We start from the raw sequence: 22998 nt of genomic DNA, 5'->3' as shown, positions 1-22998 counted from the left end.
CGCGGGTGTCCTGCCACGAAGGAAGAACTCCTCATGACGAACACCACAGCCCCCTCCGCCGCACCCTCGCTGGGACTCCTGGTCCTCCGCGTGGTCGTCGGCGCGATCTTCGCCGCACACGGCGCGCAGAAGATCTTCGAGTTCACGCTCCCCGGAACGATCGGCAGCTTCGCAGGCATGGGGATTCCGCTCCCGGAGATCGCCGGCCCTGTCGTCGCCTTCGTCGAGCTCATCGGCGGCATCCTGTTGATCCTCGGCCTCTTCACCCGTCCTGTCGGTATCCTGCTGGCCATCGACATGATCGTCGCGCTCATCGCCGTGCACCTTCCCGCGGGCCTCTGGGTCGGCGAGGGCGGCTACGAGTTCGTCGCCGTCCTCGGTGCGGCAGCTCTCGCCCTCGCGCTCACAGGCGCCGGGCGTTTCTCCCTGGACGGTGCGTTCCTGCGGGGACGCGCACCGGCCTGGCTGAGCTGAAGAACCTCCGCATCACGACGGATGCCGCGGCCCGAGGGGTCGCGGCATCCGTCGTCTGTGCGGGGTGTGTTGCGGAAGGGAAACCCGCATTCCGCGTCGTTGCGGCCTCCACGCGCACCTCCGCTTTCGTTTTCGACGACAAAGGTATGCGAAAACACAAAAAAGAAAAGACTTTCACTGAGGTTCCCCGTATTCCTGGCGTCAAATACGCAAATAAACCTAAACTGAGCGCATTCGGCATCTCGCCGAGGACTTTTACAGCGAAGTAAGGGGATTGCAGATGAAGCTCAAGAGGAGCCTGGCGGGAGTGGCCACGGTCATCACCGCCCTCGGAGTCACCGCCTGCGCCGGCGGCGCAGCGCCGGACGCGTCGGGAAACGCCTCCAGCGACACCATCACGTTCCGCTCGTGGAGCCCGATCGAGCAGACGACCCGTCAGATGATCGAGGCCTTCCAAGCGGAGAACGACGGATCGAAGATCGACGCGACGATCTTCAACTACCCGGAGTACCTCGTCGACCTGCAGAGCCGTGCCAGCTCGAATACGATGCCCGACGTGCTCGGCCTGCAGCCCGGAGCGCTCACCCAGCAGTACCGCGAGAACCTGATGCCTCTGCAGGACTGCGCCGCCGAGACCTGGGGTGACGACTGGCAGAGCAAGTTCTACCCGATCGGCATCGAACAGGCCCGAATGGGCAACCCCGAGGGCGACGACAACTTCTACTCGCTCCCCATCCTCACCCAGACGGTCAACCTCTGGGCCAACTCCGAGATCTTCGACGACGCCGGTCTGAGTGTGCCGAAGACCTGGGACGAGCTCGTGCAGACCACGAAGGACCTGAGCGGTGGCGACGCCGCCCCGTTCCTCCTGCCCGCGAAGGACTCCTGGCTGCGCAACGTCGTCTTCCTGCAGATCGCCAATAACGTCTCGCCCGGAACCGTCTATGAGGCAGAGGCCGGTTCCGTGCAATGGACAGACCCGGCCATCGTGAAGGCGTTCGAGTACTGGGGCAAGCTGTTCTCCGACGGCATCGCCCAGGACGGTGCGATCGGCCTCGACGCCTACCCGTCGGCGGTGAACCAGTTCGAGGCGGGCAACGCCGCCATGATCCCCCTCGGTGCCTGGTGGATCCAGCAGTCCGACCCGACCAAGTCCGACATCCCGCCGCTGTCGGAGGGCATGTCCGGGTACGAGCCGTTCCTGTTCCCGACCATCCCCGGCGGTGCCGCCGAGCCGCAGTTCGTCGGCGGCATCGACGTGAGCCTGGGCATCTCGAAGAACACGGCCAACCCCGACCTCGCCTGCAAGGTGCTCACCGACTTCATCGCCGGCTCCGCCGCGCAGAAGCTCGTCAACACCATGAACGATATCCCCGCCGTCACCGGTCTCGCTCCGGAGAAGTTCACGAGCGAGAAGCAGGAGCAGATCTGGAACCTGTTCGTCGACGAGTGGCTCCCGCAGGTGAAGTACTCGCGCTACTTCGAGTCGCCCAAGCTCGACCAGGCCGTGGCCGACGCGCTCGCCGCCATCGCGACCGGTGACGCCACTCCGCAGGAGGCAGCGGAATCCGTCCAGGCCGTCCAGGACACCCTGTAGCTCGGGAACCTGTGGCAGCAGTGGAGTTCGTGCAGGGTCCGGGACCTCTTCCCCGGACCCTGCGCCGAGAGGAGCGCGCATGAAGATCCTGACGAGAGAGCGGCTGGTCGGCCTCGCCTTCCTGGCACCGACCCTCATCCTGTTCGCCGTATTCGTCGTGTACCCGATCGTGTACAACGTGCAGGCGAGCACGCTCGACTGGGACGGTGTCAACGTCGGCACGGCAGTCGGCATCGGCAACTACCTGGAGCTGTTCCAGGATCCGACGTTCCTCATCACGCTGCGCAACTCGGCGTTCTGGATCGTGCTGACGATCGTGCCCCAGGGCGTGATCGGCTTCCTCCTCGCCGTCGCCCTCAACCAGGGGCTCCGCGGCAGCACGATCTACCGGGCGATCTTCTTCATCCCCGCGATCCTCTCGCCGGTCGTGGTCGGGATCGTGTGGCAGCGCATCCTCGACCCTTTCAACGGCGTGCTCACCGCCATCGGCAAGGCCACAGGGCTCACCTTCCTCGGCGGCAACTACCTGGCAGATCCGCAGACGGCGATCTTCGCGGTGATCTTCGTGAACGTCTGGATGTGGACCGGGTTCTCGATGCTGTTCTACCTCGCGGGGCTGCAGCTGATCGATCCCAGCCTCGTGGAGGCGGCGCGCATCGACGGCGCCAACGGTTTCCAGACCATGGTGCGGATCACGTTCCCCCTGCTGAAGACCACCACACTGTCGCTCGTGCTCCTCGGGATCATCGGTTCGCTCAAGACCTTCGAGCTCGTCTACGTGCTCACGCAGGGCGGACCCAACCACGCGTCGGAGATGCTGCCCACCTTCGCGTTCCTGGAGGCGTTCCAGCTGCAGAACGTCGGGTACGCCTCGGCCATCAGCGTCGTGCTGCTCGTCGTCGCCGTCGTGAGCTCGCTCTCGATGGTGCGGGTGTTCGGCGCCGGATTCATCACAGGAGACGAGAAATGACCGCGACGAGCGAGACCCGCACCCTGATCGTCCCGAAGGACACCGTCGGCCGTCACCGCCACGGTGCTCCCGGACGCCGCGTCGGCTGGCTGCACTTCGTGCTCGTGCCGCTCGCCGTGCTCTGGCTCGTACCGATCATCATGGTCGTCGGGCTCTCGATGATGCCGCCGAACAACCCCGGCACGCAGTTCTTCGGGCTGTTCCCCGCGGAATTCAGCGTCAAGAACTACCTCACGATCTGGGACCAGAACCCGATCCTGTTGCACCTGCTCAACAGCCTCCTCATCACGGTGCCTTCGGTGCTGCTGGTCTGTCTGCTCGGATCGATGACCGCCTTCGCCCTGGCCCGGCTGCGGGTTCCGCTGAAGGCCCTGATCTTCGGGGTGCTGATCCTCGCGCTGATCCTGCCGATGTCGAGCATCGTGGTCGCGACGTTCCGCATCCTGCAGTCGATGCAGCTGTACAACAACCTCCTCGGGCTCGTCCTGGTGTACAGCGCACTCGGCCTGCCGTTCGCGGTCATCATCATCCGCACCTCCTACCTCGCGATCCCGCTCGAGACCTACGAGGCCGCACGACTCGACGGGGCGAACAGCTGGCAGATCTTCTGGCGCATCTACCTGCCGCTCGGCAAGCCCGCCCTCGCCGTGGTCGCGGTGTGGCAGACGATGATGAGCTGGAACGACTTCCTGCTGCCGCTCGTCACGCTCGGCGACAACGAGCTCAAGCCGCTCACCCTCGTGCCGCTCGCCTACCGCGGCATGTACTTGTCACAGCCGGGGGCACTGTTCGCGATCCTGGTGCTGATCTCCATCCCGGTCGTGCTGCTGTTCGTCTTCATCCAGAAGTACCTGGTGAACGGCCTGTCGGGAGCGATCAAATGAGCGTCATCGGCCTCGATCTCGGAACCAGTGGCGTGCGGGCCGTCGCCTTCGCCGCAGACGGACGGACGCTCGGTGGGGCGTCGGCACCGCTGATGCTGCGGCGCGACGGTCGCGGGCGCGTCGAGCTCGATGCCGAGGAGATCATCGTCGCCGCCGAGAGCGTGGTGCGCGCAGCGGCGGCGGAGGCAGAGCAACTCGGCGACGCGGTGCAGGCGATCGGCTTCAGCGTGCTCGGCGAGGCCGTCGTGCCTGTCGACGGGGCCGGCGTACCGCTCGCTCCGGTGGCGGTGAGCATGGACACGCGCGGCATCGAACACGCCGCCGTGCTGGGGGCGCGGCTCGGGGACGGCCGCTTCACCGCGATCACCGGACAGCCGTTGCACGGGATGTTCTCGGTCTTCAAGATCATGGCCGGCGATGATGCCTGGTCTGCGGCCGCGGGTTACCGCTGCATCGGGGATCTGGTCGCCGAGCGGTGGAGCGGTGTCGCTGCCATCGACCTCGGTCAGGCCGCGCGTACCGGCATCCTCGACGTCGATCGAGGCGAATGGAGCAGCGAGATCCTCGAGGCCGTGGCCGCCTCCGCCCCGTGGGTGCGGGAAGACCGGCTCCCGGTCCCCGTGGCATCGGGAACCGTGATCGCCGGCGTCCACGACCAGGCGGCTGCCGTGCTCGGCGTCGCACCCGGCACGCGCCTGGTTGCCGGCACGCACGACCAGGCGGCTGCCTTCCTCGGCGCCGGTGGAGAGGCGGGAGTGCGGTCCGTGATCGCGCTCGGGTCGAGCGACTGCCTCTCCGTCGCCACCCGCGAACGCCCGCGTGGACTCGAGTCGACCGGCTTCGCCAGCTACCGACTCGATGACGAGACATGGATCACCCTCGCCGGAACCGCCGCAGGCGGATGGGCGCTGGAATGGCTGGCGACCCTCCTGGGCCGTGACGTCGGCGATGTGTTCGGCGCGCTCGCCGAGGATCCGCCCTCTCTCCTCGTGCTGCCGTACCTCGCCGGCTCCGGCACCCTCGACAACGACCCCTCCGCGCGCGGAACGATCCACGGCCTCACGCTCGACACGACCGTGCCGCAACTGGCGCGAGCCGTCGTGGAGGCCGCAGGCTTCGAGTTCCACAAGATCATCGCGGCCCTGGACCGCCACGGGGTCCGCGTCGATGACCTCCAGGTCACCGGCGCAGGTTCGGAGAACGCCGAGGCGCTCTCCGCCCGTGCCGCCGCGGCCGGGACGCGACTCACGCCGGTCGCCCGTGACGCATCCGCGCGTGGGGCGGCGATGCTCGCGCTCCGCGGCCTCGGCGCCGATTCCTCGGATCTCCTCGTCGCCCCCGACCCCGCGGCTGCGGCCGAGCCCGACCCCGCATCGGGCGAGTGGTACGCCGCGCAGCGAGCCGCCTACGCCGCCCTCTACGACGTGACCCGCGGCATCGCGCCGCACCTGGCCCGGCCATCGTGGCCGACCCAGAACCCGCCCCACCAGAAGGAGAACACGAAATGACCGAGACGACGCTCCAGCTCGACTTCGACATCGACGCCGCGCGCGAGGAGATCCTCGACTACTGCCTGCGTTCGATGGAGTACGGACTCAACTTCAACACGCAGGGCAACATCAGCATCCGCGTTCCCGGCGTCGAGGACCGGTTCCTGATCACGCCGACCGACCTCGAGTACGACAAGATGAGCGCCGATGACATCGTGCTCGTGAACGGCGACAGCGAGGTGATCGACGGACGGCTCGGGCCGTCGAGCGAGGTCACCGTGCACATGGCCGTCTACCGGCGTCGACCCGACGTGAACGCGATCGTGCACTCCGAGCCGGTGTTCTCCAACGTCTGGGGCGTCGTGGGGTCGCCGATCCTCGGGACGCTGGTGAACATGGTGATCTACACCAAGGGCGACGTGCCGATCATGCCGTTCGAGCTCAGCAACAACACCGAATTCGGCGAGCACATGTGCGACGCGATGGGCGACCTCAACGCGGTGGTGTGGGCGAACCACGGCCTGCTCACCGTCGGGCCGAACCTGCGTGACGCGTTCAAGACCAGTGTCGCGGTGGAGTCGGCGGCCAAGGTGCAGGCCTACGCCCGCGCGCTCACCGACACCCCGATCGTGCTCGACTACGACACGCTCGGCATCACCGAGTCGCTCTGAGGATCGCGGATGGCACTGCAGACTCTGCGTACCGCGCTCGCCGACGCCGACGCGGGCGGCTACGCCGTCGGCGCCTTCAACGTGTCGAGCATCGATCAGGCGATCGCGGTGCTCGATGCCGCCGAGACGGAGCGTTCGCCCGTGATCGTGCAGGCGATCGCGGGGATGTCCGCCTACGACGACGAATCGCGCTGGTGGCACCGCCTGAGGCGTCTGGTCGCCGAATACGAGCATGTCCCCGCAGTGCTGCATCTCGATCACGGGCGCACCCATGACGACTGCGCGCGTGCCATGGACCACGGCTTCACCAGCGTGATGATCGACGCCAGCAGAGCGAGCGGCACCGATGAACCCGCCTCCTTCGCCGACAACGTGGCGCTCACGCGTCGGGTGGTCGAGGCGGCCGTGCCCTTCGGTGTGAGCGTCGAGGGCGAGCTCGGCACGATCGGCGGGGCGGAGGCGGGTGTCACCGGGGTGCTCGAGGAGATCGTGTTCGCCGACCCCGATCAGGCCGTCGAGTTCGTGGGACAGACCGGGGTGGACGCGCTCGCGGTGGCAGTGGGCACGAGTCACGGCTCGGTCAAGTTCACCGACGAGGCCGGAGGCCAACGGCTGCGGCTCGGCCTCATCTCGGAGATCAGAGGACGTCTGCCGGACACCTTCCTGGTGCTGCACGGTTCCTCGTCGGTGCCCGCCGAGGCGGTCGCCAGGATCAACGCACACGGCGGTGACGTGCGGCCCTCGTACGGGATCTCTCCTGAGCAGAAGGCGGAGGGGATCGCCGCAGGCATCCGCAAGATCAATCAGGGTACCGACTCCCACCTGGCCTGGAGTGCCGCGCTGCGCACATTCCTGCAGGAGAACCCCGCGGTGGTCGAGCCCAGCGAGCAGCTGCGCCCCGCGATGGGCGCATTCCGGGCGATGGTCACGCAGCGCATGCGTGAGTTCGGCTCCTCGGGTCGCGCCTGAGGCGCCGGCCCCGCGGGTGAGGCGTGACGAGCTCGATCTCGCAGGTCAGGCGAGCTCGATCGCGAGTCCGGCCTCTCGAAGCGTCTCCAGCTCGGCCGGAGGCGCTTCGACGCCGGTGATCAGCACGTCGACGCGCGCGATCGGAGCCACCTGGATCACCTGACTCTTGCCGATCTTCGAGCTGTCGGCGACCACGATGGCCCGCGCCGCCGAGTCGAGGTAGCGCCTCTTCATGGTCACCTCGGGGAGGCTGGAGTTCGTGAACCCCCGCTCCGACACCCCGTTGCAGCCGATGAAGCAGATGTCGCTGTGCACGGACCCGATGAACATGTCGCCCATCGGGTCGATGAGCGAGCGCTGCTTGTAGTTCACGGTGCCGCCGGTGACGACGACAGTGATCTGGTGCGGCTCCGCGACGCCGAGCTCGAGCGCGATCGTGAGGGAGTTGGTGAACACCACGACGCCGCGCAGATCCTCCCGGGCTCGCAGGGCGCGGGCGATCGCGAGCGTCGTCGTCCCGGCATCGAGCAGGATCGCCATCTCGCTCTCGACCAGCGCGGCCGCAGCATTGCCGATGCGTCGCTTCTCGGTGACGGCGCGCGTGAGGGCCCGCTCGTAGTCCGGGGAGTGGGCGGTGGACTTGATGCCCGAGATCGCTCCGCCGTGAACGCGCTGGATGACGTTCTCCTCGGCGAGGAGGTCGAGGTCGCTGCGCACCGTGACCTCGGACACGCTGAGGGTGCGGCTCAGCTCCTGCACGCGGGCGAAGCCCTGACGCTCGATGATCGACACGATCTGCTCGCGCCGCACCGTTGCGGGGACCGTCTGCGACCACTCTGGCATCCCCTCAGCGTACTCGGGACGGCGGAGCAGCCGACGGGTGCGCCGCCGGCGCCGCGCGATACTGTTGCACCTGTTGCACCACCCGGCTGCCGCATCATCCGGGCGTTGTCGGCGGGCGAGCCGGGGCAGCAGCAGTCGGCGGGAAGCAGAGGAGCGCATGGCAACGATCTACGACGTCGCCGCGCTCGCCGGCGTCTCGCCCGCGACGGTCTCGCGCGTCTTCAACGGCACGAGCGTGTCGGACGAGAAGGTCGCCGCCGTCCGTGCGGCCGCCGCGACGCTCGACTTCACGCCCAATCGGGCCGCCCGCTCGCTGCGTCGACAGAGTTCCGAGGTCATCGCCCTCGTGATCCCCGACATCGAGAACCCGTACTTCACCGAGATGGCGAGAGGGGTCGAGGATGTCGCCTCGGAGGCCGGGTACTCCGTCGTGCTCTGCAATTCCGATGCGCAGGTGGAGAAGGAGGCCACGTACCTCCGCATCGCGATCGCCGAGAACATGTCCGGCGTGATCATCGCGACCGCTGATGAGCACTCCGACCTCGACAGCCTCCTCGCCACCGGCCGGCCGGTCGTGGCCGTCGACCGCAGCACGACCTACGACATCGACGGCGTGGTGATGGCCAATCGGGCGGCAGGCACATCGGCGACGCGGAGTCTGATCGATGCCGGGCACCGTCGCATCGCCTATATCGGAGGGCCCGCGCACATCGACACCGCCGCCGAGCGCGCTGCGGGATGGCGTTCCGCGCTCGCCGCGGCATATCCCGATCTCGCCCTCGACGGCCTCGAGCGCTTCGCGACGTTCCGCGTCGACGGCGGGCGTGCCGCGATGGAGGAACTGCTCGCCCTCCCGGAACCTCCGGATGCGGTGGTGGCCGGCAACAATCTGATCGGTGTCGGAGCGATCCAGGTGCTCACGGAGCACGGACTCACCCCGCCGGACGTGGGTGTCGCCGTGATCGGCTCGCTGCCGTTCACGACGCTCTCGCCGAGTGTCGTGACCGTGGTGCGCCTTCCGGCGCGGCACATGGGTGTGACCGCGGCGCGGATGCTGCTCGAACGGATCAAGGGTGACACCCAGCCGGCGCGCACGGTCGTGCTGCGCAACGAGCTTCAGCCCGCGAGCGCCGTGCGGAGCTGAGCGGGCGGTCGGGCCGGCTACTGCGAGCGCCAGAACCGCGTCGCGAGGTTCGCCACCTCTTTGTCGAGGCTGTCGACCTTGTGCTCCAGGGCGTCGATGCGGCCGGTGAGCCGGCCCTCGAGACTCTCCAGCCGCCCGCTCAGATCGCCGCGCAGTCCGCCGATCTCGCCCCGCAGCTCGCCGCGCAGGCCACCGACCTCGGCGCGGATCACCCGGCTGAACTGCATCGTCATGAGGGTCATGCCGCCGAGCATCATGGTCGTGAACACGCCGATCAGCGTCCATACCTGCGGGTCGTCCAAGCGCATGCCTCCAGTCTGATTCGGGGTGCCCAGAATGTCACGGTATTCCGGTGCTGGTCAGCCAGAAAGCTGCGGTCGGTGGGCGCACCACCCTTCGGCGTGAGTGGTGCAGGACGACTCGCGCCTTGCGTCATGAAATCGATTTCGCGTACAGTGGCGATGAAGCCCGGACTCCGTCGTCCGGGCACGAGGAGGACTCCATGCGCTGCACCCTCGGGGTGGACATCGGCACGTCCAGCAGCAAGGGCGTGCTCGTGGATGCCGGCGGTGGAATCCTGGCATCGGCGACGAGGGCGCACGATGTCGATCGTCCGCGCACGGGCTGGGTCGAGATGGACGCCGCGATCTGGTGGGACGAGTTCGTCGCGATCTCGGGGGAGTTGCTCGCCGCAGTCCCGGACGCCGAGATCGTCGGTGTGGGCGTCAGCGGAATGGGCCCCTGCATCCTCCTCGCCGACGAGCATGACGTCCCGGTGCGCCCGGCGATCCTGTACGGCGTCGACACCCGTTCGACCGTGCAGATCGAGCGCCTCACCCGGGAGCTGGGCGTCGACGACATCACCCGCATCGGCGGGTCGACGCTGACCTCGCAGGCGGGCGGACCGAAGATCGCCTGGGTCGCCGACGAGGAGCCCGAGGCGTGGGAACGGGCGCGACGGCTGTACATGCCCGCGACGTGGCTCGTGCGCAAGCTCACCGCCGCCTACGTGCTCGATCACCAGTCCGCCAGTCAGGTGTCCCCCCTCTATGACATCGAAGGCGAATGCTGGCACGGCCCCTGGTGGGACCGATACGCGGCGCATGTCGAGCAGCCGACTCTGCAGTGGGCGGGAGATGTCGCCGGCGAAGTCACGGCCGAGGCATCGGCGCTCACCGGAATCCCCGCAGGCACTCCCGTGATCACGGGCACGATCGACGCCTGGACCGAGGCCGTCAGCGTCGGCGCGCACGAGGTCGGCGACCTGATGCTGATGTACGGCACCACGATGTTCATGGTCTTCACGAACGGTGCCGAGACGCTGCGGACGCCATCGATGTGGACCACGGCCGGTGCTTTCGCCGGCACCCGCAACCTCGCCGGCGGCCTCTCGACCTCGGGCGCGCTGACGGCCTGGCTCGCGGGGCTGACCGGCGCCGACTATCCCGAGCTGCTCGCCGAAGCCGAGACCTCGGGGGCCGGAGCGCGGGGCCTCCTCGTCCTGCCCTACTTCGCGGGCGAACGCACGCCGATCCAGGACCCGGACGCCCGGGGGGTGATCGCGGGACTCACGCTCGACCACACCCGCGGTGACCTCTACCGGGCCGCGCTCGAGGCCACGGCTCTCGGGGTGCGCCACAACGTCGAGACCATGCGCGCGGCGGGTGCGGACATCCTCCGCATCGTCGCGGTCGGCGGCGGCACCCAGGGGCGCTTGTGGTTGCAGATCGTGTCCGATGTCACCGGACTCGTGCAGGAGGTGCCCGCGACCACGATCGGGGCGAGCTACGGGGCGGCATTCCTCGCCGCGACCGCGACGGCCGCGCCAGACGGGACTCCGGTCATCGCCGACTGGAACCCGATCTCCGAGCGCATCCACCCCGACGAGGCGGTGCGCCCGCTCTACGACGCCCTCTTCGACCGCTACGTGCGGCTGTACGAGGGGTCGAAGCCCGTCGTCCACGAACTCGCCGCTGCCCAGCGCGGCACGCCCGCGACCATCGACAACCCGACCCCCACCGCCCCGGAGGCATCATGACCACCTACACCCTGCCGACGCCGGCGACCCGTCCGGCCACCGCGCCGAAGACGGCATACATCATCACGTCCGGAGACCTGCGCGAGTCGGCGAACGTCGCCGGCTGGCCGACGCAGGTCGAGCTGGAGAGCGGCGTGACCGGTGTGCTGAACGCGCTCGGCTGGGAAGCCATCCGCCCGTTCGGCGTCGACCCCGAGACCGGCCATGGCTTCATCTCGAGCCAGCGGATGGGACTCGAGGTGTTCAAGAGCATTCCCGTCGATGCTCCCCTCGTCGTCGCCATCGCCAACTGGCAGTACTCCCACCACGTGCTCGCCGGTCTGCGGTCGCATGAGGGGCCGATCCTCACCGTCGCGAACTTCGCGGGGGACTGGCCAGGACTCGTCGGGCTGCTCGGGCTGAACGCGGGTCTGACCAAGATGGACAAGCCCTATGCGACGACGTGGTCGGTCGACTTCACCGATCAGTGGTTCACCGACGGCATCAGGGAATGGACCGAGACCGGTGCCATCGCCCACGACGCCTCGCACGTGCGCGCACTGCCCGCACTGCCGGAGAGCCCCGAGAAGCAGCTGGGTGAGGCGCTCGCGGCCGAGCTGCGCGCCGAGAAGGCGATCATCGGCGTCTTCGACGAAGGATGCATGGGCATGTACAACGCGATCTTCGACGACGAGCTGCTCAACGGGACCGGCATCTACAAGGAGCGGCTGTCGCAGTCGGCGCTGTATGCCGAGATGCTGAACGTCACCGAGGACGAGGCGGATGCCGCCTACGACTGGCTGATCGATGCGGGCATGACGTTCCGCTACGGCGACGACGCCGTCACCGAGCTCACGCGCGAACAGGTGCAGTGGCAGCTGAAGATGTACATCGCCGCGCTCCGCATCGCCGACGACTTCGGACTCGATGCGGTCGGCATCCAGTACCAGCAGGGGCTCAAGGACCTGGTGCCGGCGTCCGACCTGGCCGAGGGCATCTTGAACTCGACCGAGCGGCCGCCCGTCACCTCGCGCGACGGCTCACGAGTGCTGCACGAGGGGCGCGCGTTCCCGCACTTCAACGAGGCCGACGAGGGGGTCGCGGTCGACGCGCTCGTGACCGACCGGGTGTGGCGCGCGATGGGGCTCGTGCCCGACAACACCCTGCACGACGTGCGCTGGGGTGAGGACTACGACGGGCAGTTCGTCTGGGTCTACGAGATCTCCGGCTCGGTGCCCGCCTCGCACCTGGGCGGGTGGCAGAACGCCGAGGGCTGGCGCCAGGGCCACGTGTTCTTCCCGGCCGGCGGTGCGACCATCAACGGCGTCTCGAAGCCGGGTGAGATCGTGCTGTCGCGGGTGTTCATCGCCGAGGGGATCCTGCAGGCCGACATCTTCCGCGCCTCGGTCGTCGAGCTTCCTGCCGAGGAGACGCAGCGGCGCAAGGACGCCACCAACCCGGAATGGCCGATCGCGCACGTGGTGCTGCACGGCATCTCGCGTGACCAGTTCATGGCCCGCCACAAGGCCAACCACGCGCAGCTGGTCTACGCCCCGGATGCCGAGACGGCCGACAAGGCCCTGATCGCGAAGGCCGCGATGTTCGCCGGCATGGGCATCAAGGTCAACCTGGTGGGAGACGTGGCGGTCTGATCGGCTCGTGAGAGCTACTGCGATCGCCAGAGACGCGTCGCGAGATTCGTCAGCTCCGTGTCGAGGTCGTCGACCTTCGATTCGATGCGGCCGAGTCGACCGTCGACGCCGTCGATGCGCGCCGAGAGGAGCGGCCAGGTTGTCACGGTATTCCGGTGTCCGTGGGTGACGTACCCAGTCTGCCGTCCCGGTGCAGGAGGAGAGAAACCACCTGCCGATCGACTTCTTCACCTCCGTCCACTTAAGCGATATAGTCGGCCGCAGGTCGCACCGATGCGGCCGGGTCTCGATATCGATGAAGAAGGAGACGATCTGCCATGACTCAGTCACACGTCAAGATTCACCGGTTCCGAAAGGGGCTCGCGGCGCTCGCCGGGGTGGCGCTCGCCACGGTCGGAGCCGTCGCCGCCTCGCCGGCTGTCGCCGAGAGCCCCGCGACCGATCCGAAGGTGGTGGCGTACGTCGAGGTGAACTCGAACGATTTAGCGAACGTGGCCGACTACACGCTGGCGGATTCGGGCAAGCCCGCCGTCGACATGGCGATCATCTTCGCCGCCAACATCAACTACGACGGCGAGAAGGCCTACCTGCACTTCAACGACCGCGTCACCGCGACGCTCGACGATGCCGAGAACCAGATCCGCCCTGTGCAGGCGCGCGGCACCAAGGTGCTGCTCTCCGTGCTCGGCAACCATCAGGGGGCGGGATTCGCGAACTTCACCTCGTACGAAGAAGCCGATGCCTTCGCCGCCCAACTCGCCGACGCGGTGACGACCTACGGGCTCGACGGCATCGACTTCGATGACGAGTACGCGCAGTACGGAGTCGACGGCACGCCGCAGCCCAACGCGCAGTCGTTCGGATGGCTGGCGACGGCTCTCCGCGATCGCCTGGGCCCTGACAAGATCATCAGCCTGTACGCGATCGGCGAGACGTACACCGTGACCGACTTCAGCCTGTTCGACGTCGCGGGCGTGATCGACTACGCCTGGAACCCGTACTACCCCACGTACGACGCGCCGACCATCCCGGGCTTCGGGGACAAGACCCGCCTCGGGGCTGCGGCGATCGACCTCGCGAACGTGAGCTCGTCGACGGCTGCGGACTTCGCCGAGCGCACGGTGGCCGACGGGTACGGCGTGTACGTCGCGTACAATCTCACCGCGACGGACCAGTCCGCGCTGCTGTCAGGGATCACGCAGCAGCTCAAGGGAGAGGCGACGCAGTACACGGCTGCGCCGTGATCCGGCCACGTGCCGCGAGCCGGCTACGTGCCGTCTCGAGTGCTCAATCCAGATCGAACACCTCGAGCTGACGGATCGTGACCTCGGCCTCCGCACGCACGCGGAGCGCCGGGGTCACGACCCGGTCGGTGAGCGTGAACGGCGTCGTGCGATCGCGAAGCAGAGCCTCCTGATGCGTCGTCGTCACGGGAGTCCAGTTCTCGTCCGCTCCCAGGATCTCCCAGCACAGTGCAGACGAGTTCGAGGCGGCCGTCGTCGTCACACTGAGGTCGCTGACGCCGCGCGGCTCGGGGAACCGCCACCCGACCCATTCCCCGGCGCGGAGGGTGACGCCGGGATCCCCCGCCGGATCCCCGTCGTCGAAGACGCGCTCGGGGTGCGCGAGCGCCACGGAGGAGATGACCTCGCCCCCGGTCGAAGTCAGGTCCGCGCGCCAGGGTTCGGGGGTGTCGCGCGGAGTCGGCTCGCCGGTCTCGAGCGCGCACACGGGGTCGTCACCGAAGACCAGGTCGAGCACGGCGTCGCCGGCGAGAGCGTCGATCGGCAGCGTGGCCGACGCCATGGGAGCCCCGTCGAGTCGCGCCTCCTGCAGCACGTGGGCCGAGGGGGAGGAGCGTCGGGACCGGATGCGCAGGGTCGAGCCGTCGCCGCGATCCACGCGGATGTCGTCGAAGAGCGGTGATCCGATCCGCAGATGTCCGGAGGCGAGCTCGAGCGGGTACAGCCCGAGCGCCGCCCACAGCCACCACGCGCTCATCTCGCCGTTGTCCTCGTCGCCGGGGAAACCCTGGCCGATGTGCCCGCCGGTGAACAGCCGTCCGGCGAGCTCGTTCACGAGGGGCGCCGACCGCCACGGGCGATCGCTGAACGCGTACATGAAGGGGATGTGGTGAGCGGGCTGGTTCGAGATCGCGCACATCCCGGAACGCAGCGCCCTCGCCTCGCGTTGCTCGTGGATGACGGTGCCGTACGCGCCGCCGAACCGTTCGTCCGCGGTCTCCGGCTCCGCGAAGAGGGCGTCGAGGTGGCGGCCGAAGCCCGCTGGACCCCCGTAGAGCTCGGCGATGCCTGCTCCGTCGTGCACGGCCCCGACCGACATGCCCCAGGCATTCGTCTCGACGTTGTCTCCGCCCCAGGATCGCGGATCGAATCCGGGGGTGCGCGCACCGCTGTCGTCCCTTCCCCGGAAGAACCCCGTGCCCTCGTCGAACAGTGTGCGATACGACCGGGATCGATTCGCGAAGTACCGGGCGAAGGATCGATAGCGTGCTGATTCCGATCCGGAATCGACGTCGGAAGCCCGCTGCGCGGCGAAGCGGCCGAGTGCGGCATCGCTCACCGCGTTCTCGATGCTCCAGCTCATGCCCTCCGGTACGTCCGAGGAGATGTACCCCGTGAATCGGCCCCTCGCGATGCCCTTGCGACCGCGGCGTGCGTCCGGCCCCGGCTCGCAGGCATTCCGCCATCCGCTCTCGAACGCGCCGACCCGGTCGAACTCCACGCCCCAGCGGGCCGCGTCGGCGAAGATCTGGTCGCTTGAGGTGCCGACCATGCTGTCGACGTACCCCGGCGCGCTCCATCTCGCCATCCACCCTCCGCGGCGATACTGCTCGAGCTGGCCGTCGAGCAGCGTCCCGGCGAGCCCCGGATCGAGCAGGGCGAGCGCCGGCCATTCCGTGCGATAGGTGTCCCAGTACCCGTTGTTCACGACGAGCTTCCCGTCGACGGCCGGTGCCTCCTCGCCGGAGGGGTGTCGTGCGGCGAACACATCGGCGAACCGCCAGGCGGGCGTCTCCGGGGTGCCCACGTTCTCGGCCGCGCTGTTGGGGTACAGGTGCATGCGGTGCAACGCCCCGGCGATCCGGGAGCGATGCTCTTCGTCGGCGAGCGTGCGATAGGGAAGGTCGGCGTCGGGCAGCGGCGGGATCGTCACGCGCGACAGCAGCCGATTCCACGAGGCGGCGCCGGCGTCGCGCAGTTCCTCGTAGGCGACCGAGGGCGGTGCCTCGGTCTGCAGAGCATGCCGGGCCTGCGCCACCGACAGGAAGGAGAGGCCGATCCGCACCTCGAGCGATCCGCGTCCGGCGACGTAGCCCGCGACCTCGCCGCGTCCGTCGTCATCGAGCGGGCCGTGCTCGGGAGCCCCCACGGCCCCCTGCACGTCGCCCCTGGCAGGCAGGATGGCGCCCGCGAAGTAGCACCGGGGCGCATTGCCCCACTCCTCGGACCCTTCCGGGATCCACCCCTCGAATCCTCCGGCGTCCGTCCAGGCGAGGTGCCCGTCGTCGGTGAGCTGGTCGATGACGAAGCCGACCGGGGCATCGGGGTCTGCGCTGTGCACGCGGAAGACGGCCCCGTGCGCGATCGCGGTCATCTCGACGCGCAGGCCGTCGCCGAGCTCCGCCGCGTACTCGTGCGGTCGCGCGCGCTCGGAACCGTGAGTGATCCAGCGGCGGCGGCCGGCGCGGTGCGAGGTGGGCGTGCCGAGGAACGGCATCAGCTGCAGCACGGAACGATCGCCGATCCAGGGGCTCGGCTGATGGGAGAACTGCAGGGCTTCGAGACGACGCCCCTGCGGGTCGTCGTGCACGAAGGGGCGGTAGGGCCAGCGGGAGTCCTCTGCATCGGTCGCCGGGGTGACGAACGTGAATCCGTGGGGGAGGGCGACCGCCGGGATGGTGTTGCCGCGAGAGAACCGCGGGCCGGAGTGCGAGCCGCGTCGGGTGTCGACGCGTTCCACCGGGGCGACGTCGGCCGGCGTCGGCGTCTTCTGCTCGACCTCGACCTGCACGTAGCCCGTGCATCGGGCGGGGAGGTCTGCGGCGTGGGGAAGCGAAGCGGTGCCGAGCACGAGCTCGACCACACCGCGGTGGCCCGCCGAAGGGGCGAGCGAGACGGTGTCGGCGTTCCACTGCTCGGGCAGGCTCCACCGGGCGTCGAACTGTGCGTGCGCCGTGACAGGGAAGTCGTAGCGGTCGCGCACGGCGGCGACATCGCTCAGTCGGGTGCCGTCGGCGAGGCGCACGTCGACGGTCACGGCGAGGGCGGCGTGCGGGGCCAGGGTCGCATCGGGACCGTCGGCGTAGAACGCCCAGTGCAGCACGGTGTCCGGGGTGATCTCGAGATCGTCGAACCCCGGGACGTCGATCCGCTGCTCGCCGGCGGAGGGGTCGAACACGAAGGCGTGCACCGGGCTCGACAGCACACCCGAGCGGGGACGGGACGACGGGGGATCTGCCGGCCCGTCCGCCGGCGTGAGATGCACGGCGCTCACCCCTTGATCGCGCCCTCCTGCACGCCCTTGAAGAAGAACCGCTGCGTGAACGAGAACATGATGACGATCGGCACGAGAGCGATCATGGTGCCGGCCGCGATCAGGCGCGGGTCGACCGAGAAGCTGCTGTTCAGATAGGCCATCCCGACCGTCAGCGTGTACTTCGACGGGTCGGACAGCACGATCAGCGGCCAGAGGTAGTCGTCCCAGGCGCCGATGAAGGCGAAGATCGCGACCACCGAGACCATGCCGCGGATGTTCGGCCACACGATGTGCCGGATGCGCTGCCAGGTCGTCGCACCGTCGACGGTCGCCGCGTCCAGCACGTCCTTCGGGATCATGCGGCAGGCGGTGGCGATCAACAGCACGTTCATCGCGCTGATCGCGCCGGGGAGGAAGACGCCCCAGAGGGTGTCGGCCAGGCCCAGGGCGCGGATCGTGAGGAAGTTGCTCGTCACCGTGACCTCGCCGGGGAAGAGCAGCGTCGAGAGCAGGATCCCCATGACGATCCACTTGCCGCGGAACCGCATGCAGCCCAGCGCGTAGCCCGCGAAGGTGGCCAGGACCACGTTGCTGATGACCGTGCCGACCGAGACGAGCAGCGAGTGCCAGGCATACAGGTACACCGGGACGATGTCGGCGACCCTGGTGTAGTTCTGCAGGGTCGGCTCGCGCGGGATGAGCTCGGGCGGGAAGGAGTAGATGTTCTCCTGGGCGCCCTTGAACGAGGTCGACAACTGCCAGAGGAACGGTCCGATGACGATCACGAGGACGAAGAGGAGGAGCGCGTATCGGCCGATCAGCCCGCCGAGGGTCGGCTTGCTGAAGTCGCCGGAGCCGCGGCGGCGGAACATGCGCTCGCGGGTCGGTGCAGCCGGGTGCTCGGAGGCGCGGACGTCTTCTGCTGAACGGGGCGACGTGAGCGTGCTCATGCGGAGACCTTCGCCTTCTTCTCGCGATTCATGACGGCGATCGCGACGAGCGGGATGAGGGTGAGCAGGAACAGCGCCACGCTGATGGCGGAGGCGTACCCGATGTTCCCGTTGAGACCGGATCCCACCTGACGGATGAGCATCACGAGCGACATGTCGTATCCGCCGGGACCGCCCGTGCTCTTGGACAGCACGTCGAGCTCGGCGAAGACCCTCATCGCCGACACGGCGATGAGCACCGAGATGAGCAGCATCGCGCCGCGCACGGAGGGGATGGTGACGGAGAGGAACCGGCGGAACGAGCCGGCGCCGTCGAGCATCGCGGCCTCGTGCAGCTCCTTGCCGACGTTCCCGAGCGCCGCGAGGTACACGACCATGTAGTAGCCCAGGCCCTTCCAGACCGTGAGCAGGATCGCGCAGCCGAGCAGCAGCCACCGGTCGACGAGGAACGCCATCGGCTTGTCGATCAGCCCGAGGAATTCGAGCGTCTGGTTGATGATGCCACGGCTGTCGAACAGCCAGGTCCAGATCAGGGCGACCACGACCACCGAGGCGATCACGGGGAAGTAGAACGTGGTGCGGAAGAACGAGATGCCGGGGAGCTTCTTCTGCACGAGCAGCGCCAGCAGCAGCGGGAGGATCGTGAGCAGCGGCACGCACACGACCACGTAGATGAGGCACGTCGTCAGGGCGTTCCAGAACATCTCGTCGCCGAACATGCGCTCGTAGTTCGCCCCGCCCACGAACTCGGGGTTCCGCAGCGGCCGGGCATCGGTGAAGCTGAGGAAGACCGTGTTCAGGAAGGGCCAGAGCGCGAACACCAGCACCCAGGCGACGGCGGGCCCGAGGAGCAGCCAGGGTGTGAACCACCGATGGGTTCTCATCGTCTTCCTGCCGGCCCGGATGCCGGTGTTCGCACGCATGGCTTACTTGTCCACGCGGTTGGCGTTGGCGTACTCGACGATCTTGTCGAGCTGGGCCTTGGAGTCCGCCTCGCCGTTGACGGCGAGGGCGATCTGCTGGGTCATGTAGGTGGCCATGTCGGAGGTCCACTGGAACGGCAGCGCCTTGGCGTCCTTCATCGCGCCGAAGACGGTATCGATCGCCGAGAGCTGCTTCTCGTCGGTGACGGTGGAGGCGATGTTGTCGACGACCTCGTCGCCGCCTTCGGCGGTGCCGGGGGCGGTGCCGACGGCGAGCGACGAGAAGGCCACCTGGTTCTCCTGGTTCGTCGCGAACTCCGCGAATGCGAGTGCGGCTTCCTTGTTGTCGGAGTCGGCCGAGACGTTGAGGCCCTGCACGTACAGGGGCGCGATGCCGAGCCGCGGCGTGGCCACCGTGCTCGCGAGCAGTGCCGGTGCGTCCTTCTGCAGATCGGTCGTGAAACCGGTGCCGCCGGTCGTGAAGGCGACCTTCTCCTGAATGTACGCCTCCGCATTCCCGCCGTAGTCGCCGGTCAACGCCTCGGCGGGCATCGCGCCCGCCGCGTACGCGTCGGCGTACTTGTCGATGATCGCGGCGGCCTCGTCGGTGTTGAAGTCGAACTCGCCCTTGTCGTTGATGACCTCCATGCCGGCGGCAGTGAAGGTGTCCAGCGCCGGGATGGAGGAGAGGAGCTGCACCTTTCCGCCGGACTCCGTCGCCACGTCCTTCGCGAGCGTGAGGAGTTCGTCGACGGTGGTCGGGAGGTTCTCCTGGGTGACGCCGAAGGGAGCGAGCTGGGCGAGGTTCCACCAGGACGCGTCGCTGGAGAGGTACCACGGCAGCCCGTAGGTGCCTTCCATGCCGGGGTACTGGCTGTAGGCCTCCCAGGCGCCGGTGTTGTAGCCCGACTTCAGGTCGGGATCGGCGGTCTCCAGGTCGACCAGCTTGCCCGCCGCCACCAGCGGGTAGGCGATGTCGGGCGGGAGGTTCAGCACGTCCGGAAGAGTGTCGGCGTTCGCCTGGCTCAGGATCTTGTCCTGGTAGCCGTCGCCCGGCTGGTCGAGCCACTCGACGGTGACGTCGGGGTGCTCCTTCTCGAAGGCATCGATCAGGTCTTCGAAATAGGGAGTGAACTTCTCGTTCTTGAGCGACCATGTCTGGAACTGGATCGTGCCGCTGAGCTCGCCCGAGGTGTCGATGGGGCCCGAGGCGCCGGAAGAGCCCCCGCCTCCCGTGCAACTCGTCAGCGCCAGAACGCCGATGCTGAATGCTGCCAGAGCGACAATGCGTGTGGGAACTTTCATCGTGCTTCTTCCTCGAGGCGGGCGAATCCGCGTGACGTCCGGATCAGCGGCCTGCGCACACCGGGGACTACAACGCTTTAGCAGATGAAACCATCCGATCCCCTCCCTGTCAAGACGGTCCGACGACGGAATACCGGTGACCGGCATCGCAGGGTGGATCACCTGTTGCTCAAGCGTTATAGTGGTGCGAAATCCGCCCTCGCCGAAGGGCATGTCCGAAAGGCCTGACACATGACGCAGCGCGGCGCCCTCGATGCTCCTCTGAGGTTCGGGGCGAACTACACGCCGTCGAAGAACTGGATGCACTCCTGGCTCGACTTCACCCCCGACGACGTGCGCCGCGACTTCTCGGCCCTCGCCGAGCTCGGCCTCGACCATGTCCGCGTCTTCCCGCTGTGGACCGTGCTGCAGCCGAACCGCACTCTCATCCGCGAGAAGGCGATCGACGATGTGCGCGCCGTCGTCGACATCGCCGGCGAGTTCGGCATGGACGCCAGTATCGACGTTGTCCAGGGGCACCTGTCGAGCTTCGACTTCGTGCCGTCGTGGCTGTACACGTGGCACGACAAGAACATGTTCACCGATCCGCGGGCGCTCGAAGGCCAGGTCGCGCTCGTCGACCGGCTCGCCCGGGGTCTGCGCGACGCTCCGAACTTCCTCGGGCTGACGCTCGGCAACGAGACGAACCAGTTCTCCGCGCACACGCATCCCTCTCCCTGGCCGGTCACGCAGGACGAGGCCGGCGGGTGGATCTCGGCCCTGCTGCAGGCGGCGGAGACCGCGGCCCCCGGGCTCCCGCACGTCCACAGCGAGTACGACGCCGTCTGGTACATGGACGGCCATGGCTTCACCCCGGCGCATGCCTCGCGGCTGGGGGCGATGACCACGATCCACTCCTGGATCTTCAACGGCACCGCGCAGCGCTACGGTGGCCGTTCCGTCGCTTCCGATCGCCATGCCGAGTACCTGATCGAGCTCTCCCGCGCCTTCGCGACCGACCCCGACCGCGTCGTATGGCTGCAGGAGGTCGGGGCGCCCTCGAACTGCCTCGCCGATGACGAGATGCCGGATTTCCTGGAGGCGACGGTGCGCTCCGCCGTGCGCACCGAGAATCTGTGGGGCATCACGTGGTGGTGCTCGCATGACGTGAGCCGTGACCTCGGCGACTTCCCCGAGTTGGAGTACACCCTCGGTCTGATCGGTCAGGACGGTGCGGCGAAGCCCATCGGCCGCCGGCTCGCCGAGATCATCCCCGAGCTGCGGCAACGGGTCGCGGCGCCCGCGAGAGACACCGCGATCGTCGTGGACGTCGACGAGCGCGAGGTTCCCGTGAGCCGGGCGGCGCTGAGCCCCGGCGGAGCGGTGTTCCAGGCCTGGGTCGACGCGTGTGCCGCCGGCCTCGATCCCGCACTGATCACGTCCCGTGACGCGCTCGATCCCACTGCGCTCGATGCGCGGGGGATCCGCCGACTCATCCGTCCCGATGCATCGGCCGATGTCGTCGACCCCTACGGATCGGTCAACACCGTCGTTGCGAGCTGAGGGCGGCTCACCCGAGGCGGGAGGGCGGGGCCGTGCTCTCGCGCGCGGTGAGCACGGGTGTCGGACCCTCGACGCTGGGCAGGTTGGCTCCCGCCTCGATCTGCTGCAGCAGGAGAGTGGCGGCGCGTTCGCCGAGCTCGAAGGTGTCGCGCGTCATCGCCGTGATCGAGGGGTTGATCAGACCGGCGATCACCGAGTCGTCGAAGGAGGCGAGCGAGACGTCGCGCGGAACCGCGCGTCCCATCTCCTGCGCGACGCGCAGGCCGGCGACGGCCATCACGTCGTTGTCGTAGACGATCGCCGTCGGTCGCTGCCGTCCCGACAGCAGCGCCCGCGTCACGGCAGAGGCGCGGGCGGGAGAGAAGTCGGTCGTGATGACCTCGCCCTCGAGGCCGTCGACGGTCATGCGCTCGAGCACCTCGGCGCGCAGTCGCGTGTGCTCGAGTTCGGCCGGACCGGCCACGTAGGCGATGCGGGCGTGGCCGAGGGCGGCGAGGTAGGAGAAGAGGGTCTCGGCGACCGTGTCGTCGCCGATCCAGACGCTCGGCACCGAGCCTTCGGGGGAGGGCTCGGACCCGATCATGACGGCGCGCGCGTCGAGGGCCTCGATGCGTCCGATGCGCGGGTCGTCGTCGCGGGGGTCGATGAAGATGAAGCCGTCGACCTGGTTGGAGGAGCGCCACTGGCGGTGCACCTCCATCTCCTCCGCGATGTCGGCGACCAGTCGCAGCTGCAGGCTCACCTTGCTCTCCGACAGCCGCGACTCGATGCCCGCGATCAGGTCGGTGAAGAAGGCCTCGGAGCCGAGGGAGCGGGCGGGGCGGGCGAGGGCGAATCCGACCGTGTTCGCGCGGGCCCCGACGAGTGCCCGCGCCGCGGAGCTCGGCTGCCAGCCGTTCTCCTCGACGATCGTGAGGATGCGATGCCTGGTCTCGTCGCTCACGCCGGGGCGGCCGTTCAGCGCGAAGGACACCGCACCGGGGGAGACCCCCGCCATGCGCGCGATATCGGCGATCGTCACGCGTTTCGCCGGGCTCATAGTCCCTCACCCTACTTGATCGGTTTAG

At 68.4% G+C, this 22998-nt stretch carries 20 protein-coding genes; 12 read left to right on the top strand and 8 right to left on the bottom strand.

Going from position 1 to position 22998, the window contains the following annotated elements; all coding sequences use genetic code 11:
• The first annotated feature begins 33 nt into the window (after positions 1 to 33).
• The 7 genes from GZ64_RS0100655 (at position 34) to GZ64_RS0100625 (ending at position 7055) form a co-directional block, all read left to right on the top strand.
• Complete coding sequence (locus GZ64_RS0100655; RefSeq protein ID WP_021201700.1) at positions 34 to 474, top strand: DoxX family protein; 441 nt, start codon at positions 34 to 36, stop codon at positions 472 to 474.
• A 280-nt stretch (positions 475 to 754) separates the two neighbouring features.
• Positions 755 to 2071, top strand: coding sequence for an ABC transporter substrate-binding protein (locus GZ64_RS0100650; RefSeq protein ID WP_051667788.1), 1317 nt, complete (start codon positions 755 to 757; stop codon positions 2069 to 2071).
• 79 nt (positions 2072 to 2150) lie between these two features.
• Entirely contained in the window at positions 2151 to 3041 is an 891-nt protein-coding gene (locus GZ64_RS0100645; protein ID WP_021201702.1) for a carbohydrate ABC transporter permease, read from the top strand.
• On the top strand, positions 3038 to 3925 hold the full coding sequence (locus GZ64_RS0100640; RefSeq protein ID WP_021201703.1) for a carbohydrate ABC transporter permease: 888 nt from the start codon (positions 3038 to 3040) through the stop codon (positions 3923 to 3925). The genes GZ64_RS0100645 and GZ64_RS0100640 overlap by 4 nt, the downstream gene beginning before the upstream one ends.
• Positions 3922 to 5433, top strand: coding sequence for an FGGY-family carbohydrate kinase (locus GZ64_RS0100635; protein ID WP_029264772.1), 1512 nt, complete (start codon positions 3922 to 3924; stop codon positions 5431 to 5433). Before GZ64_RS0100640 ends, GZ64_RS0100635 begins: the two co-directional genes overlap by 4 nt.
• Positions 5430 to 6086 carry a class II aldolase/adducin family protein gene (locus tag GZ64_RS0100630; RefSeq protein ID WP_021201705.1) on the top strand — a complete coding sequence of 219 codons (657 nt, stop codon included), beginning with the start codon at positions 5430 to 5432 and terminating at the stop codon, positions 6084 to 6086. The genes GZ64_RS0100635 and GZ64_RS0100630 overlap by 4 nt, the downstream gene beginning before the upstream one ends.
• A 9-nt stretch (positions 6087 to 6095) precedes the next feature.
• Complete coding sequence (locus GZ64_RS0100625) at positions 6096 to 7055, top strand: ketose-bisphosphate aldolase (RefSeq protein WP_029264771.1); 960 nt, start codon at positions 6096 to 6098, stop codon at positions 7053 to 7055.
• Positions 7056 to 7100: 45 nt separating this feature from the next.
• On the opposite strand, the gene GZ64_RS0100620 is transcribed toward GZ64_RS0100625, so the two are convergent.
• On the bottom strand, positions 7101 to 7898 hold the full coding sequence (locus tag GZ64_RS0100620) for a DeoR/GlpR family DNA-binding transcription regulator (RefSeq protein WP_029264769.1): 798 nt from the start codon (positions 7896 to 7898) through the stop codon (positions 7101 to 7103).
• A 157-nt stretch (positions 7899 to 8055) separates the two neighbouring features.
• Here GZ64_RS0100620 and GZ64_RS0100615 point away from each other — a divergent pair, with 157 nt between their 5' ends.
• Complete coding sequence (locus GZ64_RS0100615) at positions 8056 to 9042, top strand: LacI family DNA-binding transcriptional regulator (protein WP_021201708.1); 987 nt, start codon at positions 8056 to 8058, stop codon at positions 9040 to 9042.
• A gap of 17 nt (positions 9043 to 9059) precedes the next feature.
• Here the strand turns inward: GZ64_RS0100615 and GZ64_RS0100610 are convergent, their stop codons facing one another.
• A complete protein-coding gene (locus GZ64_RS0100610; RefSeq protein WP_021201709.1) occupies positions 9060 to 9350 on the bottom strand; it encodes a hypothetical protein in 291 nt (96 codons plus the stop codon).
• 194 nt (positions 9351 to 9544) lie between these two features.
• On the opposite strand from GZ64_RS0100610, the gene GZ64_RS0100605 reads away from it, so the two are divergent.
• A complete protein-coding gene (locus GZ64_RS0100605) occupies positions 9545 to 11080 on the top strand; it encodes an FGGY-family carbohydrate kinase (protein WP_029264767.1) in 1536 nt (511 codons plus the stop codon).
• Positions 11077 to 12711, top strand: coding sequence for a fucose isomerase (locus GZ64_RS0100600; protein WP_029264766.1), 1635 nt, complete (start codon positions 11077 to 11079; stop codon positions 12709 to 12711). The genes GZ64_RS0100605 and GZ64_RS0100600 overlap by 4 nt, the downstream gene beginning before the upstream one ends.
• Positions 12712 to 12725: 14 nt before the next feature.
• On the opposite strand, the gene GZ64_RS20250 is transcribed toward GZ64_RS0100600, so the two are convergent.
• Positions 12726 to 12857, bottom strand: a complete 132-nt coding sequence (locus GZ64_RS20250) for a hypothetical protein (RefSeq protein ID WP_269320239.1) — start codon at positions 12855 to 12857, stop codon at positions 12726 to 12728.
• A 171-nt stretch (positions 12858 to 13028) separates the two neighbouring features.
• Between GZ64_RS20250 and GZ64_RS0100590 the strand changes: the two genes are divergently transcribed.
• Positions 13029 to 13955, top strand: a complete 927-nt coding sequence (locus tag GZ64_RS0100590; protein WP_029264765.1) for an endo-beta-N-acetylglucosaminidase H — start codon at positions 13029 to 13031, stop codon at positions 13953 to 13955.
• 43 nt (positions 13956 to 13998) lie between these two features.
• Here the strand turns inward: GZ64_RS0100590 and GZ64_RS0100585 are convergent, their stop codons facing one another.
• Genes GZ64_RS0100585 through GZ64_RS0100570 form a run of 4 tightly spaced genes read right to left on the bottom strand, consistent with a single transcriptional unit; the run spans position 13999 to position 20389 of the window.
• Entirely contained in the window at positions 13999 to 17229 is a 3231-nt protein-coding gene (locus tag GZ64_RS0100585) for a GH92 family glycosyl hydrolase (protein ID WP_029264764.1), read from the bottom strand.
• A complete protein-coding gene (locus GZ64_RS0100580; RefSeq protein WP_029264763.1) occupies positions 17226 to 18161 on the bottom strand; it encodes a carbohydrate ABC transporter permease in 936 nt (311 codons plus the stop codon). The genes GZ64_RS0100585 and GZ64_RS0100580 overlap by 4 nt, the downstream gene beginning before the upstream one ends.
• Complete coding sequence (locus GZ64_RS0100575) at positions 18158 to 19084, bottom strand: carbohydrate ABC transporter permease (RefSeq protein ID WP_021201716.1); 927 nt, start codon at positions 19082 to 19084, stop codon at positions 18158 to 18160. The genes GZ64_RS0100580 and GZ64_RS0100575 overlap by 4 nt, the downstream gene beginning before the upstream one ends.
• A gap of 3 nt (positions 19085 to 19087) precedes the next feature.
• Complete coding sequence (locus tag GZ64_RS0100570; protein WP_021201717.1) at positions 19088 to 20389, bottom strand: ABC transporter substrate-binding protein; 1302 nt, start codon at positions 20387 to 20389, stop codon at positions 19088 to 19090.
• Positions 20390 to 20620: 231 nt separating this feature from the next.
• On the opposite strand from GZ64_RS0100570, the gene GZ64_RS0100565 reads away from it, so the two are divergent.
• The gene (locus GZ64_RS0100565) at positions 20621 to 21931 is read left to right on the top strand and encodes a glycoside hydrolase 5 family protein (protein ID WP_029259332.1); all 1311 of its coding nucleotides are present in this window, start codon (positions 20621 to 20623) and stop codon (positions 21929 to 21931) included.
• Positions 21932 to 21938: 7 nt separating this feature from the next.
• On the opposite strand, the gene GZ64_RS0100560 is transcribed toward GZ64_RS0100565, so the two are convergent.
• Entirely contained in the window at positions 21939 to 22970 is a 1032-nt protein-coding gene (locus tag GZ64_RS0100560) for a LacI family DNA-binding transcriptional regulator (protein ID WP_021201719.1), read from the bottom strand.
• Positions 22971 to 22998: the final 28 nt, after the last annotated feature.

This window comes from Microbacterium sp. Cr-K32, assembly GCF_000708345.1.
GTDB lineage: Bacteria > Actinomycetota > Actinomycetes > Actinomycetales > Microbacteriaceae > Microbacterium > Microbacterium maritypicum_A.
This window is presented reverse-complemented; position numbering and strand designations above follow the sequence as displayed.